Below are 12,948 nucleotides of genomic sequence, written 5' to 3'. Positions count from 1 at the left end.
CGTATCTCCTCTGTCAGTTGCGCCCGTCGGGCAGGATCAGGTCGCGCAGGCCGTCACCGACCAGGTTGATGCCCAGCACCAGCACCATCAGGGCGACGCCGGGAATGGCGATGACCCAAGGGGAAAAGAACATGTACGGTTTGCCCTCGGCGATCATCAGCCCCCATGAAGGAATGGGCGGCTGCACGCCAACCCCGAGAAACGACAGGGCCGACTCGAGGAGGATTGCGTGAGCCATTTCCAGCGTAGCGACGACGATCAGCGCACCGACCAGATTGGGCAGGATTTCGCTGGCCAGAATGCGCAGCGTCGAGCAACCCAGGGCCTGGGCCGAGGCGACGTATTCAGCGTCGCGAATCTGCTGCACGGCAGCGCGCACCACCACGGCAAAACGGTCCCAGAGCAGGCAGCCAAGCAGTACGATCACCACTTTCAGCGAACCACCGATCAGCGACGCGGAGGCCAGCGCGATCATCACTACCGGCATCGCCAGGCGGGTGGTAATCAGGTAGCTGATCAGTGCATCGGTCTTGCCGCCAAAGTAACCGGCCAACAGGCCCATGATGGTGCCGATGATTCCGGAGATCAGCGCGGCCGAGAAGCCGATGAACAACGAGATGCGTGCGCCGTAGAGCAGGCGTGACAGGTAATCGCGGCCCAGTTTGTCGGTGCCCAGCACGTAGTCCCAGGTGCCGTTGGCCATCCACACCGGCGGTTTCATGCGCAACATCACGTCCTGCGCATAAGGGTCGTAGGGGGCCAGCCAGGGCGCGAACAGGGCGCCGAGCATGATGATCAGCAGCAGTACCGCGCCGATGGCGAAGCCGCGATGCGCGAAGCTGCTGCGCAAGGTGCGCCAGACGCTGCGCGCTGGAGGCTGGTAATCGTTGATCAGCAGCGGCGATGAGGTGGTTGTGCTCATGGGGCCTCCTATTTCACGCGGATGCGCGGGTCGAGCAGTGCGTTGAGCACGTCGGCCAGCAGGGTGAGGACGATGTAGATCACTGCGATCAACAGCACGACCGCCTGCACCACCGGGAAGTCGTCACGGGCAATCGCGTCCCAGGCCAACTGGCCAATGCCCTGCAGCGAGAAAACCGTCTCGATGACCACCGAACCGCCGAGCATGAAACCGAATTCCACGGCGGCGAGGGCCACCACCGGAATCAGCGCGTTGCGCAGCGCATGCTTGAACAGCACGGTGGCAGGGCGCAGGCCCTTGGCCCGCGCGGTGCGGATGTAATCGGAGTTGAGCACGTCGAGCATGCCCGCACGGGTCAGGCGCATGATCGCCGGCGTGGCGTAATAACCGAGGGCGATGGCCGGCATCACGAAGTGCGCCCAGGTCGAATTGCCTGACACCGGCAGCCATTTCAGGGTGACCGAAAACACCACGATCAGCATCAGCGCGAACCAGAAACTCGGCATCGCCTGACCCAGTACTGCGATGCTCAGTGCCAGGCGATCAATCCACGTGTCGCGTTTCACCGCGGCCAGCACACCCAGCGGAATGGCGATCAGCAGCGCAATACTCAGGGCCATCGCACCCAGCCCGAGGGTGATCGACAGGCGCGAGGCGATCAGGTTGTAGACCGACTCCTGAAAGAAGAACGAGTCGCCCAGATCGAGGCGCACCACGTCGGCCAGCCATTCGAAATACTGCGTAACCAACGGCTTGTTGAGGCCGTACTGCACCCGGATCTGTTCGATCTGCTCGCTGCTGGCTTCCGGCCCACCGATGGCAGTGGCCAGATCGCCGGACAGGTGCAGCAGGGAAAAGCTGATCACCGATACGGTAATCGCTACGCACAGGGCAATGCCCAGGCGGCGCAAGAGAAATCCGAACATGGCAAGTGACCTTGTGTTCAGGGAATGACGGGGTGGCTGACCCAACTGCAAGGCGCGTCATGCGCCTTGCAGCCAGGTTCACCGACTGGCCTGGGCAAGCGCTTATTTCCAGCTCGACAGCACGAAGCGCGGCAGCTCGTCCGGGTAAGGCTTGAAATTCAAGTCCGAGACGTAGGCGTAGTTCATCGAGTAGTTGAACAGCGGCGCCCAGTAGGCCTGCTCGCTGATGCGCTGCAACGCCTTGCGGTAGTTGTCCTTGCGCACCTGCGGGTCCAGCGCGTTGTCGGCGGTCTGCAGCCAACTCTGGACTTGCGGGTCCTTGATGTTGTCGTCGGGGTTGCCCTTGAACCAGGTACCTGCCGACGCCGAGGTGTCGAGGATCGAGAACGAGCCCCAGGCCTGGAACGACATCGGTACTTTGCCGCCTCGCTGCTGATCACGCAGGGCGGCGTACTTCAGGTAGCGCAGCTTGGCGTTGATGCCCACCGCGCGCAGGTTGCCGATGATGGCTTCCACGTAGTCGCGGTCGCGGTAAGCGAAGATTTCGGTTTCAAAGCCGTTCGGGTAGCCGGCTTCGGCGAGCAGCGCCTTGGCCTTTGCCGGGTCGTAGTTGTAGACCGTGGCGGCGGTGGTGTCACAACCGAACTGGCCAGGGTAGCAGGCGACTTGCAACGGCTTGCTTTCGCCGCCGACCAGTTGCGAAGCCAGGCCATCCCGATTGATCGCGTAGTTGATCGCCTGACGTACTTTCAGGTGCTTCATCGGCGAATCGGCGCTGGAGGTGCCGCGCGCGTCGAGAATCAGAAAACCAATGCGCATTGTCGCACCGCTGGTGACCACCAGATTGGGCATGGCCTTGAGGTTTTCCGCCTGATCCGGTGCAACCCGCCAGGTCCAGTCGACGCCACCGGTCATCAGCTCGGCCAGACGCGTTTCGGCATCGGCGATCACCCGGAAGTTGATGTGCCCGATCTTTGGCTGACCCTGCGGGCTGTCCTTGAAGTAGTCCGGGTTCTTGTCCATTTTCACGCCTTCGCCGGTGGCGATGGCCGTCACCTTGTAAGGCCCGGTGCCGACCGGTTTACGGCTGAAGCCTGCCAGCCCGACTTCTTCGAAATATTTTTTCGGGAACATCGGTACGGCGTTGGAGAGGTATTCCAGCGCAGGCGGGAAGGGCTTTTTCAGGTGCAGACGAACGCTGTAATCACCCAGTTTTTCGGCGCTCTTGATCCAGTCGACGTTTTGTACCGTGACCACCTTGGACTCGGGAGACACCACATAATTGAGGGTGAACACCACGTCATCTGCGGTAAACGGGTCGCCGTTGTGAAACTTCACGCCCTGGCGCAGCTGGAAATCGATGGTCGTATCGTCGACCTGTTTCCAGCTGGTGGCGAGCATCGGTTGGTACTCGCCATTGTCCGGGTTGCGATAGACCAGGTTGTCCCAGATCAGGCGACCGAGGATCACGCCTTCGCGCAAATCGTTGTGATAGGGGCTGATGTTTTCCGGTTCGCTGTCGGAGGCGTAGACCAGTGTGTCGTCAGCCTTGCCGGCCAGGACGGAGAAACTGCTGAACAGGCTCAATAGCGCGATGCTGCGAGCGAAACCCTTGATTCCCATGCCGTCGTCTCCAAAAGGCAAAGTGGATGTATCAAAGGGCAGTGGGTCGCAAATGCGAGAAGGAGGAAGCAACGAGGCCGCAGTGTTCTTTTGATTGGGTTGTTTTGATGAATTGCGCCTCGACACGACTCTAGGCAAAGCGTATCAATGCCACAAGCACAATATTTCGAACCTTTCATTGCTGAAAAGGCAACGCAGGAGCATTGATGCAACTCTACGGCGTACAGTCCACGGCCTTGCGCTACTTCCTCGAAGTGGCGCGGTGCGGATCGATCAGCGAAGCCTCGATCCGCCTCAATGTCGCGTCTTCGGCGGTCAGTCGACAGATCAGCAAACTGGAGCGGGAACTGGATGCGGTGCTCTTCGAGCGTCAGGCGCGCGGCATGATGCTCAGCGAGGCGGGGGTTCGCCTGGCGGCCTATGCACGCAAATCACAGCTTGAGGCCGAGCAGGTGGTACTGGAAATTACCGAGCTGCAAGGCTTGCAGCGTGGGCATGTGCGCATCGCCTGCTCCGAGGGCTTTGCCCTGGATTTTCTGCCGCAGTGCATTGCGCGCTTTCGGCGGCAGTACCAGGGCATCCATTTCTCGATGGAGGTCTGTGCCCCGGCGCAGGCCACCGAACGGGTGCGCTCGGGCGACGCTGACCTGTGCCTGACCTTCAGCCTGACGCCGCAGAACGAGATCAAGGTCGAGCACATCCACAGCGGCGCGATCTGCGCAGTGGTCAGTCATAACCATCCGCTGGCCGCCCGCAAGGAGGTCACGCTGGCTGAGCTGCAGCCTTACGCCATCGCCCTGACCAATACCGACACGACCTTGCGCCAGTTGTTTGATATCTGCTGCGGCGTGCAGGGCCTGCTGTTCGATCCGGTGCTGACCAGCAACTACATCGGCGCGTTGCTGCGGTTTGTTCGGGAGGAGGGCGGGATCAGCCTGTCCAGCGAGATGACACTCGACAAACGCGCCCATGAAAAACAGCTCAAATCGCTGCCGATCAGTGACGATGGCATGAAGGCACGGCGTATCGAGTTGCAAAGCATGGCCGGGCGCAACCTTCCCGCTGCAGTTGCTGCCTTCCGGGATTTTCTGATCGAGGAACTGGCAAAGACCTGAGCCGCTGGCGGTATTGCGGGAGCGCTGTGTGGAGTGAGTAACCTTTGGTTGATGAAGTTCGCAAGCATGATGTTATAGTGTAACGAATTTATGGCCGTGCACTGCACGGCTGTGAACCGCCAACATCAGGCTTCGCCCGCGTGGTGAAGTTCGCCAACGAGACGAACGACGCACATGAACAAACCTCTCCCGGATGTTGCCCTGACGGAAATTTCCCCGGCGCTGGTTTCACTCGACTGGGTCGGCATGCAAGGTGTGGAAGTGCCGATCAGACTGGCTGAAGCGAGCATTCGTCATCCTGTTCACGCGCATGTCGATCTGCAGGTCGATTTGGCCGACCCGAGCGTCAAGGGCATCCACATGTCGCGACTCTATCGGCTGCTCGACGGCTATGCCGAACGGCAGATCGTCAGCCCCGATACGCTGTCTGCCTTGCTGGAAGCCATGGTCGAGAGTCACCTCGACTGTCACTCCAGCCACGCCCGACTCAAGCTGAGCTTCAATCTGCTGTGCCGTCGCCCGGCGTTGATTACCGAAGGGCTCAGCGGCTGGAAATCCTACCCCGTGACCCTCGATGCCACCTGGCATGCCGGTCGGCTGTGCCTCGACAGTTCGGTGGATGTCACCTACTCGTCCACCTGTCCGTGCTCGGCCGCATTGTCTCGCCAATTGCTGGAAGAGGCATTCGCGGCGCGCTTCGGCAGGCAGTCGTTTGTCGATCCGATGCAGGTCGCCGCCTGGTTGCGCGAGAACGCATCGTTCGCCACGCCGCACAGCCAGCGCAGCGTTGCGACGGTGCAGGTGCGGGTGGCGGAGCAGGCGACCGAACTGGGCCTGATGACGCTGATCGACCTTGTCGAACAGGCGTTGGGCACCCCGGTACAAACCGCTGTCAAGCGCGCCGACGAACAGGCTTTCGCGCGGCTCAACGGCCAGAACCTGATGTACGTCGAAGACGCTGCGCGCAAGGTCCAGCAAGCACTCGAGGGCCGCTATGCAGCTTCCAGCGTCAGTGTTCGTCACTTCGAAAGCCTGCACCCGCACGATGCCGCTGCCCAGACTTCCAACTACCTGTCCTGAGGTTTCATTCCGTGATCCGTAAAAATCCTTCCGGCCATCTGCCGGTCATTGCCGAGTCCGCCTACATCGATAAAACCGCGATCATCTGCGGCAAGGTGATCATCAAGGACAACGTGTTTGTCGGGCCCTACGCCGTGATCCGCGCCGACGAAGTCGATGCCACCGGAGACATGGAACCGATCGTCATCGGTGCCAATTCCAACATTCAGGATGGCGTGGTGATCCATTCGAAATCAGGTGCTGCTGTCACCATCGGCGAGTTCACCTCGATCGCCCACCGCTCCATCGTGCACGGACCTTGCATGGTCGGAGATCGCGTGTTCATCGGTTTCAATAGCGTGTTGTTCAATTGCCAGGTCGGCAACGGCAGCGTGGTCAGGCACAACTCGGTGGTCGACGGTCGCGATTTACCGGAGCACTTTTACGTGCCGTCCACCACACGGATCGGGCCGGGCACTGACCTTTCGCAATTCCCACCGGTGAGCATTTCGGCTTCGGAGTTTTCCGAAGATGTGGCGCACACCAATATTGATCTGGTGCGCGGCTACAAGGCGCTTCAGAACGAGTTCTGACTCAGGACACCCTCGACTCATTGCACTTCCGCCCACGGATCTGGATCTTTCATGACAACAGCTGTTCACTCAACCCGGGCACCCGCATCACGGCTGCGCTCAATCGATGCTCTGCGCGGGCTGATCATTCTTTTCATGTTGCTGGACCATGTCCGCGAAACGTTCTTCATGCACCACCAGGTCATCGACCCGATGGACGTCACCACCACCGCGCCCGAGCTGTTTTTCAGCCGGACGCTGGCGCATTTGTGTGCGCCACTGTTCGTCCTGCTGACCGGGCTTTCGGCGTTCCTCTATGGCGAGAAACACCAGGGCAAAAGCGACGTTGCGGCGTTCCTGCTCAAGCGCGGTCTGTTTCTGATTGCGCTGGAGTTCACCCTGGTGAGCTTTGCCTGGACCTTCCAGTTCCCGCCGACCATCATCTACCTGCAAGTGATCTGGGCCATCGGCCTGAGCATGGTCGCGCTGTCGCTGATGGTGTTCCTGCCGCGCTGGGCGCTGGTGGTCATCGGTGTGGTGATCATTGCCGGGCATAACCTGCTGGACACCGTGCATTTCGGTGTCGAGTCGGCCATGCACGTGCCGTGGGCGATCCTGCACGACCGTGGCTGGATCGAGGCTTCCGATAACCTGCGCTTGCGCACCTCGTATCCGTTGTTGCCGTGGATCGGCATCATCGCACTGGGCTACGCCGCAGGCCCCTGGTTCTCAAGCAGCTACGACGCGGCGAAACGCCGTGCGAACCTGTGGAAGTGTGGGGCAGGGGCGCTGCTGGGCTTCGTGGTCCTGCGCCTGATCAACGGCTACGGCGAAAAGCCGTGGAGCGTCGGCGATACCGGCGTACAGACGGTCATGAGCTTCTTCAACATCACCAAATACCCGCCGTCGCTGCTGTTCATCTGCCTGACGCTGGGGATTGGTCTGCTGATCCTCATCGCCTTCGAACGCGGTCAGGAAAAAAGCGCGTTGCGGCCGCTGGTGGTACTCGGTTCGGCGCCGATGTTTTTCTACCTGCTGCACCTTTACGTGCTGAAAATTCTGTACCTGATTGCCTTGGCGATCTGGGGCACCAATCAGGGCACGTACTTCGGTTTCGACCACATGTGGGGCGTCTGGCTGACCTCGGTGGTACTGGCCGTACTGCTGTTCCCGGCGGTGCGCTGGTTCGCCGCGCTCAAGGCTCGTCGTCGGGATATCAGCTGGCTGAAATACTTCTAGTCCCGGCAACAGCGGTGCGCCTGCTGGCGTACCGCGTCTCGCCTGGCGTCAATCTCCGTGCGCCCCGTAATTCATGATCGACAGCAGTTTGATCGGCACCTGCACCAGTTGCTCGGGGCCATGGGGGATGTCGCCATCGAAGGTCAGGCTGTCACCGGCCTGCATCGGATACAACTGGTTGCCGTGGCGGTAAATCAGCTCGCCTTCCAGCAGGTGCAGAAACTCCGTACCTGGGTGTGAGAAGGTCGGAAACTCTTCGCTGGCATCGTCCATCGTCACCATGTACGCCTCGAAACTCTTCTTCGGCCCACGGGTATGGTTGAGCAGGTGATAGGTGTGGCCTTTCTCGGTGCCGCGCCTCACCACTTCGAGTCCTTCATCGGCCTTCACCAGCAAGGCACTGCTGCCTTGCTGGTCGTACTGGCTGAACAGTTTGGACATGGGCATGCCCAGCACGTCGCACAGGCGGCTGAGGTTGTCGAGGCTGGTCGAGACCTGCGCGTTCTCGATCTTGCTCAGCATGCCCTGGCTGATACCGGCGATGCGCGCCACGTCGGCGAGCTTCAGTTCCTGAGCCTGGCGCTGACGCTTGATCTGAATGCCCAGGTACTGCTCGAGCTTCAATTTCGGATGAGGGTCGGTCGGCATGTTCATCGGCTTTGCACGGTTTCCGTTCAATAATTTTTATTTCGCACTGGGAATGTGCGTTTCGCCTGACCGTGGTGTGGCCGGGTTGCAGATTATTCCCACAGGGAAAACGAGTTTCCCATATAAACAGCAGAATTACCCCTCCTGAGTCACTTCGTTTAATTGGCATACCAAACTGGCAAGCGCCTTGCATTCCTAAAGGGAAAGTAACTTTCCTGTTCGGAATATATCCCGAAAGGCAGTGAACAGCGGCCCTTCCTTGAAACGTTTTGCTTTTGCCAGGAGACACGTCCCATGTTGCCACCCGAAACACAGCGTCTGATCGAACAGCACGGCATCAAGTACGTACTGGCTCAGTTCGTCGACATTCATGGTTCGGCCAAGACCAAATCGGTTCCTGTGACAGGTTTGGAAATGGTTGCAGAGGACGGTGCCGGCTTTGCCGGTTTCGCGATTTGCGGGATGGGCATGGAGCCCCACGGGCCGGACTTCATGGCCAGGGGTGATCTGTCGTCGCTGACCCCGGTGCCATGGCAGCCGGGCTATGGACGGGTAGTGTGCATCGGCCATGTGGATGGCAAACCCTGGCCTTATGACAGCCGCTACGTGTTGCAGCAGCAGGTCGAACGCCTCAGCCAGCGTGGCTGGACCCTCAATACCGGCCTGGAGCCCGAGTTCAGCCTGTTCAAGCGCGACGTCACCGGCAGTCTGCAGATGGTCGATGCCAGCGATAACCTCGACAAGCCCTGCTACGACTACAAAGGGCTGTCGCGTTCTCGCGCGTTTCTCGAGCGCCTGACCGAGGCACTGCAGCCAGTGGGTTTCGACATCTATCAGATCGATCATGAAGACGCCAACGGCCAGTTCGAGATCAATTACACCTACAGCGAGGCCATGGAATCGGCTGACCGTTTCACCTTCTTCCGCATGGCCGCCGGAGAGATTGCCAATGACATGGGCATGATCTGCTCGTTCATGCCCAAGCCTGATCCCAAACGTGCCGGCAACGGCATGCACTTTCACCTGTCGATCGCCAGTGCCAGCAACAAGAACCTGTTCCACGATGCCAGCGATCCGAGCGGCATGGGGTTGTCGAAACTGGCCTATCACTTCGCGGCGGGTCTTTTGGCTCATGGACCTGCGCTGTGTGCCTTTGCCGCACCCACGGTCAACTCCTACAAACGCCTGGTGGTCGGCAATTCACTCTCGGGCGCCACCTGGGCCCCGGCGTTTATTGCCTTCGGTGCCAACAACCGCTCGGCGATGGTGCGCGTGCCTTATGGCCGTCTGGAGTTTCGTCTGCCCGACGCTGGTTGCAATCCGTATCTGGTCAGCGCCGCAATCATTGCCGCAGGGCTCGACGGTATCGACCGGCAACTGGAGATCGATCACGTCTGCAACGAGAACCTCTACACATTGAGCCTCGAAGAGATTGCCGCACGGGGCATCAAGACCCTGCCGCAGTCGCTCAACGAAGCCTGCGACGCGCTGCAGGCCGACCCGTTGTTTGGCGAAGTGCTGGGCAGCGAGATTGTCGATGAATTCATCCGCCTCAAGCGCATGGAATGGGTGGAATACAGCCGCCACGTGAGCGACTGGGAAGTGAAACGCTATATCGAGTTTTTCTAGCTGCACGTTTCAAGCTTCAGGCTGCAAGAAGAAGCTGGATTGCGGCGAATTTGATTTTTCTGTCTATGCGGTTGGCTTGCAGCGTGAAGCTTGCCGCTCCCGAACAAGGTGAGGCTTATGTGCGGAATCGTTGGTTTGTATCTGAAAAACCCGGCGCTGGAGTCGCAACTCGGCAAGTTGTTCGAGCCGATGCTCGAAGCCATGACCGACCGCGGACCGGACAGTGCCGGGTTCGCCATCTATGGCGATGAAGTGGCGCAGGGCTGGGTCAAGCTGACCTTGCAGGCCACCATCGAACAGTATGATTTCACGGCGCTGATTGCGGCGCTGCAAGAAAGGTTGAGCGCGCAGCTGGACTGGTTTCAGAACGCCAGCGCCGTGGTCTTGAAGATTCAGGCAGAAGAAGCCCCGGTGCGCGCTGCGCTGGCGGAACTGGCACCGAGCGTGCGCATCATGAGTGCCGGGCAGAGCATCGAGATCCTCAAGGGCATGGGCCTGCCGCGGGAGATTTCCGAACGTTTCGGTCTGGCGTCCATGAAAGGCAGCCACATCATCGGCCACACGCGCATGGCCACCGAAAGCGCCGTGACCATGGAAGGCAGTCACCCGTTCTCCACGGGCTCCGACCTGTGCCTGGTGCACAATGGCTCGCTGTCCAATCACTTCCGTCTACGCCAGAACCTGCGCCGCGAAGGCATTCACTTCGAGACCGATAACGACACCGAGGTGGCGGCGGGGTATCTGGCCTGGCGTCTGCAACAGGGCGACAGCCTGAAACAGGCGCTCGACAAGTCGCTTGAAGACCTCGATGGCTTCTTTACCTTCGCCATCGGTACACGCAACGGCTTTGCGGTGATTCGCGACCCTATCGCCTGCAAACCGGCAATCCTTGCCGAAACCGATGACTACGTCGCCATGGCCTCGGAATATCAGGCGCTGTCCAGCCTGCCGGGGATCGAAAACGCCAGGGTCTGGGAACCGGTCCCGGCCACCATGTACATCTGGGAACGCGAGCCAGCCGAGGGAGCACGCCCATGAAAACCGTCGATCTTTCCAGCGCCACCGTGCGTGATCTCAACCAGGCCCTGCACGATCAGGTCAAGCAATTGCAGGACCGCGAATGGCTGGTCACGCATCCCGATGGCGCACACAACCTGGCGGTCGGCGTCAACGAAGCCATCTCCATCGATATTAAGGGCCACGCGGGTTACTACTGCGCGGGGATGAACCAGAAAGCGTCGATCACCGTGCACGGCAACGTCGGTGTCGGCTGCGCGGAAAACATGATGTCCGGCGCTGTGCGGGTCAAGGGCAGTGCCTCGCAGGCGGCCGGCGCAACGGCACATGGCGGCTTGCTGGTAATCGAAGGCGATGCCGGGGCGCGTTGCGGGATTTCCATGAAAGGCATCGACATCGTGGTCGGCGGCAGCATCGGCCACATGAGCTGCTTCATGGGCCAGGCCGGTCGGCTGGTGGTCTGCGGCGACGCTGGTGATGCGCTGGGCGACTCGCTGTATGAAACGCGGATCTACGTCAAAGGCAAGGTCGAGTCACTGGGCTCTGACTGCATCGCCAAGGAGATGCGTGAAGAGCATCTGCAGGAGTTGCAGGAGTTGCTCAATCGCGCGGGCTTCAACGAGAAGGCGGCGGATTTCAAACGCTACGGCTCGGCCCGTCAGCTGTACAACTTCAAAGTCGATAACGCCTCCGCGTACTGATCCAGGAGCATTACCATGAGCGACCCTATCAGCCACAAACCTGCTCCAGTCCTGCGCGAATCGGCCACCTTCGATCGCCTGACCATTCAGGAAATCCAGCGTGCTGCGGAAACCGGCATCTACGACATTCGTGGTGGCGGCACCAAGCGCAAGCTGCCGCACTTCGACGACCTGTTGCTGCTCGGCGCCAGCGTGTCGCGCTACCCGCTGGAAGGCTACCGCGAGAAGTGCGGCACTGACGTGGTGCTCGGCAATCGTTTTGCCAAGAAACCGTTGTACCTGAAAATCCCGATAACCATTGCCGGCATGAGCTTCGGCGCGCTGTCGGCCAACGCCAAGGAAGCACTGGGCCGTGGCGCGACCATCGCGGGCACCAGCACCACCACCGGCGACGGCGGCATGACCCCGGAAGAGCGTGGCCAGTCGCAGCATCTGGTCTATCAGTACCTGCCATCGCGTTATGGCATGAACCCGGACGACCTGCGCAAGGCCGATGCCATCGAGATCGTGCTGGGGCAGGGCGCCAAACCGGGCGGCGGTGGCATGTTGCTGGGCATGAAAGTCACCGAACGGGTGGCCGGCATGCGTACCTTGCCGGTCGGCGTCGATCAGCGTTCGGCCTGCCGTCACCCGGACTGGACCGGCCCGGACGATCTGGCGATCAAGATTGCCGAGATTCGCGAGATCACCGACTGGGAAAAGCCGATCTACGTGAAGATCGGTGCCAGTCGTCCCTACTACGACGTGAAACTGGCCGTGAAAGCCGGCGCCGACGTGATCGTGCTCGACGGCATGCAGGGCGGTACGGCAGCGACTCAGGAAGTGTTCATCGAACACGTCGGCATCCCGATTCTGCCTGCCATCCCGCAAGCCGTGCAGGCGTTGCAGGAAATGGGCATGCATCGCAAGGTGCAGTTGATCGTCTCCGGCGGCATCCGCAACGGCGCCGACGTAGCCAAGGCCATGGCGCTGGGTGCCGACGCAGTGGCGATCGGCACGGCGGCGCTGATAGCACTGGGCGACAACCATCCGCGGCTCGACGAAGAACTGAAAAAGATCGGCTCGGCAGCGGGTTACTACGACGACTGGCAAAACGGCCGCGACCCAGCGGGCATCACCACCCAGGACCCGGAACTGTCCAAACGTCTCGACCCGGTCGAAGGCGGTCGGCGCTTGGCCAACTACCTGCGCGTACTCGTCCTCGAAGCCCAGACCATGGCCCGCGCATGCGGTAAATCACACCTGCACAACCTCGACCCGGAAGACCTGGTGGCACTGACCGTCGAATCAGCGGCGATGGCCCGCGTGCCCCTGGCCGGGACATCATGGATTCCGGGTTCGGGTTCTGGTTACTGACGTCATAACGTGCTTTCGAAGGCGAAGGAACCCGACGAAGTCGGGCCGGAAACGAGATCGGAAGAGCGTCGTGTAGGGAAAGAGTGTAGATCTCGGTGGTCGCCGTATCATTAAAAAAAAAAAACCAGGACGTTCCATAAT

General features: G+C 60.4%; 12 protein-coding genes. 8 read left to right on the top strand and 4 right to left on the bottom strand.

The features are described from left to right. Window positions 1–13: 13 nt before the first annotated feature. From P406_RS07735 to P406_RS07725, 3 genes are all read right to left on the bottom strand, one after another. The gene (locus tag P406_RS07735; RefSeq protein WP_046235861.1) at window positions 14–922 is read right to left on the bottom strand and encodes an ABC transporter permease; all 909 of its coding nucleotides are present in this window, start codon (window positions 920–922) and stop codon (window positions 14–16) included. A gap of 8 nt (window positions 923–930) precedes the next feature. Continuing rightward, window positions 931–1,848: an ABC transporter permease gene (locus tag P406_RS07730; RefSeq protein ID WP_003348343.1), complete on the bottom strand. Its 918-nt coding sequence runs from the start codon at window positions 1,846–1,848 to the stop codon at window positions 931–933. A 102-nt stretch (window positions 1,849–1,950) separates the two neighbouring features. Continuing rightward, on the bottom strand, window positions 1,951–3,471 hold the full coding sequence (locus P406_RS07725) for an ABC transporter substrate-binding protein (RefSeq protein ID WP_046235860.1): 1,521 nt from the start codon (window positions 3,469–3,471) through the stop codon (window positions 1,951–1,953). 206 nt (window positions 3,472–3,677) lie between these two features. Between P406_RS07725 and P406_RS07720 the strand changes: the two genes are divergently transcribed. The 4 genes from P406_RS07720 (at window position 3,678) to P406_RS07705 (ending at window position 7,456) form a co-directional block, all read left to right on the top strand. Then, window positions 3,678–4,586, top strand: a complete 909-nt coding sequence (locus P406_RS07720) for a LysR substrate-binding domain-containing protein (RefSeq protein ID WP_003408081.1) — start codon at window positions 3,678–3,680, stop codon at window positions 4,584–4,586. A 174-nt stretch (window positions 4,587–4,760) separates the two neighbouring features. Continuing rightward, window positions 4,761–5,666, top strand: coding sequence for a GTP cyclohydrolase FolE2 (folE2, locus tag P406_RS07715; protein WP_046235859.1), 906 nt, complete (start codon window positions 4,761–4,763; stop codon window positions 5,664–5,666). Between the two features lie 11 nt (window positions 5,667–5,677). Beyond that, window positions 5,678–6,238, top strand: a complete 561-nt coding sequence (locus P406_RS07710; protein ID WP_003367212.1) for a gamma carbonic anhydrase family protein — start codon at window positions 5,678–5,680, stop codon at window positions 6,236–6,238. A gap of 51 nt (window positions 6,239–6,289) precedes the next feature. Then, window positions 6,290–7,456 (top strand): acetyltransferase domain-containing protein, encoded by a 1,167-nt coding sequence (locus tag P406_RS07705; protein ID WP_046235858.1) that lies wholly within the window; start codon window positions 6,290–6,292, stop codon window positions 7,454–7,456. A gap of 48 nt (window positions 7,457–7,504) precedes the next feature. On the opposite strand, the gene P406_RS07700 is transcribed toward P406_RS07705, so the two are convergent. Further along, window positions 7,505–8,110, bottom strand: a complete 606-nt coding sequence (locus P406_RS07700; protein WP_003423969.1) for a helix-turn-helix domain-containing protein — start codon at window positions 8,108–8,110, stop codon at window positions 7,505–7,507. 288 nt (window positions 8,111–8,398) lie between these two features. Here P406_RS07700 and glnT point away from each other — a divergent pair, with 288 nt between their 5' ends. The 4 genes from glnT to P406_RS07680 all read left to right on the top strand — a co-directional run bounded on the left by glnT (window position 8,399) and on the right by P406_RS07680 (window position 12,807). Continuing rightward, the gene (gene glnT / locus P406_RS07695) at window positions 8,399–9,733 is read left to right on the top strand and encodes a type III glutamate--ammonia ligase (RefSeq protein ID WP_004410830.1); all 1,335 of its coding nucleotides are present in this window, start codon (window positions 8,399–8,401) and stop codon (window positions 9,731–9,733) included. A 117-nt stretch (window positions 9,734–9,850) separates the two neighbouring features. Further along, the gene (locus P406_RS07690; RefSeq protein ID WP_046235857.1) at window positions 9,851–10,771 is read left to right on the top strand and encodes a class II glutamine amidotransferase; all 921 of its coding nucleotides are present in this window, start codon (window positions 9,851–9,853) and stop codon (window positions 10,769–10,771) included. Further along, entirely contained in the window at window positions 10,768–11,451 is a 684-nt protein-coding gene (locus P406_RS07685; protein WP_046235856.1) for a GltB/FmdC/FwdC-like GXGXG domain-containing protein, read from the top strand. The genes P406_RS07690 and P406_RS07685 overlap by 4 nt, the downstream gene beginning before the upstream one ends. A gap of 15 nt (window positions 11,452–11,466) precedes the next feature. Then, window positions 11,467–12,807 (top strand): FMN-binding glutamate synthase family protein, encoded by a 1,341-nt coding sequence (locus P406_RS07680; RefSeq protein WP_046235855.1) that lies wholly within the window; start codon window positions 11,467–11,469, stop codon window positions 12,805–12,807. The last annotated feature ends 141 nt before the right edge of the window (window positions 12,808–12,948 follow it).

Source organism: Pseudomonas syringae pv. coryli str. NCPPB 4273 (assembly GCF_000972175.1).
Lineage (GTDB): Bacteria > Pseudomonadota > Gammaproteobacteria > Pseudomonadales > Pseudomonadaceae > Aquipseudomonas > Aquipseudomonas syringae.
The sequence above is the reverse complement of the archived record's forward strand: the minus strand, read 5'-3'. Positions and strand labels throughout refer to the sequence as shown.

Coding starts and splice junctions, on each gene's coding strand:
- P406_RS07735 (WP_046235861.1), bottom strand. CDS start 922: ATGAGCACAACCACCTCATCGCCGCTGCTGATCAACGATTACCAGCCT.
- P406_RS07730 (WP_003348343.1), bottom strand. CDS start 1,848: ATGTTCGGATTTCTCTTGCGCCGCCTGGGCATTGCCCTGTGCGTAGCG.
- P406_RS07725 (WP_046235860.1), bottom strand. CDS start 3,471: ATGGGAATCAAGGGTTTCGCTCGCAGCATCGCGCTATTGAGCCTGTTC.
- P406_RS07720 (WP_003408081.1), top strand. CDS start 3,678: ATGCAACTCTACGGCGTACAGTCCACGGCCTTGCGCTACTTCCTCGAA.
- folE2 (WP_046235859.1), top strand. CDS start 4,761: ATGAACAAACCTCTCCCGGATGTTGCCCTGACGGAAATTTCCCCGGCG.
- P406_RS07705 (WP_046235858.1), top strand. CDS start 6,290: ATGACAACAGCTGTTCACTCAACCCGGGCACCCGCATCACGGCTGCGC.
- P406_RS07700 (WP_003423969.1), bottom strand. CDS start 8,110: ATGAACATGCCGACCGACCCTCATCCGAAATTGAAGCTCGAGCAGTAC.
- glnT (WP_004410830.1), top strand. CDS start 8,399: ATGTTGCCACCCGAAACACAGCGTCTGATCGAACAGCACGGCATCAAG.
- P406_RS07690 (WP_046235857.1), top strand. CDS start 9,851: ATGTGCGGAATCGTTGGTTTGTATCTGAAAAACCCGGCGCTGGAGTCG.
- P406_RS07685 (WP_046235856.1), top strand. CDS start 10,768: ATGAAAACCGTCGATCTTTCCAGCGCCACCGTGCGTGATCTCAACCAG.
- P406_RS07680 (WP_046235855.1), top strand. CDS start 11,467: ATGAGCGACCCTATCAGCCACAAACCTGCTCCAGTCCTGCGCGAATCG.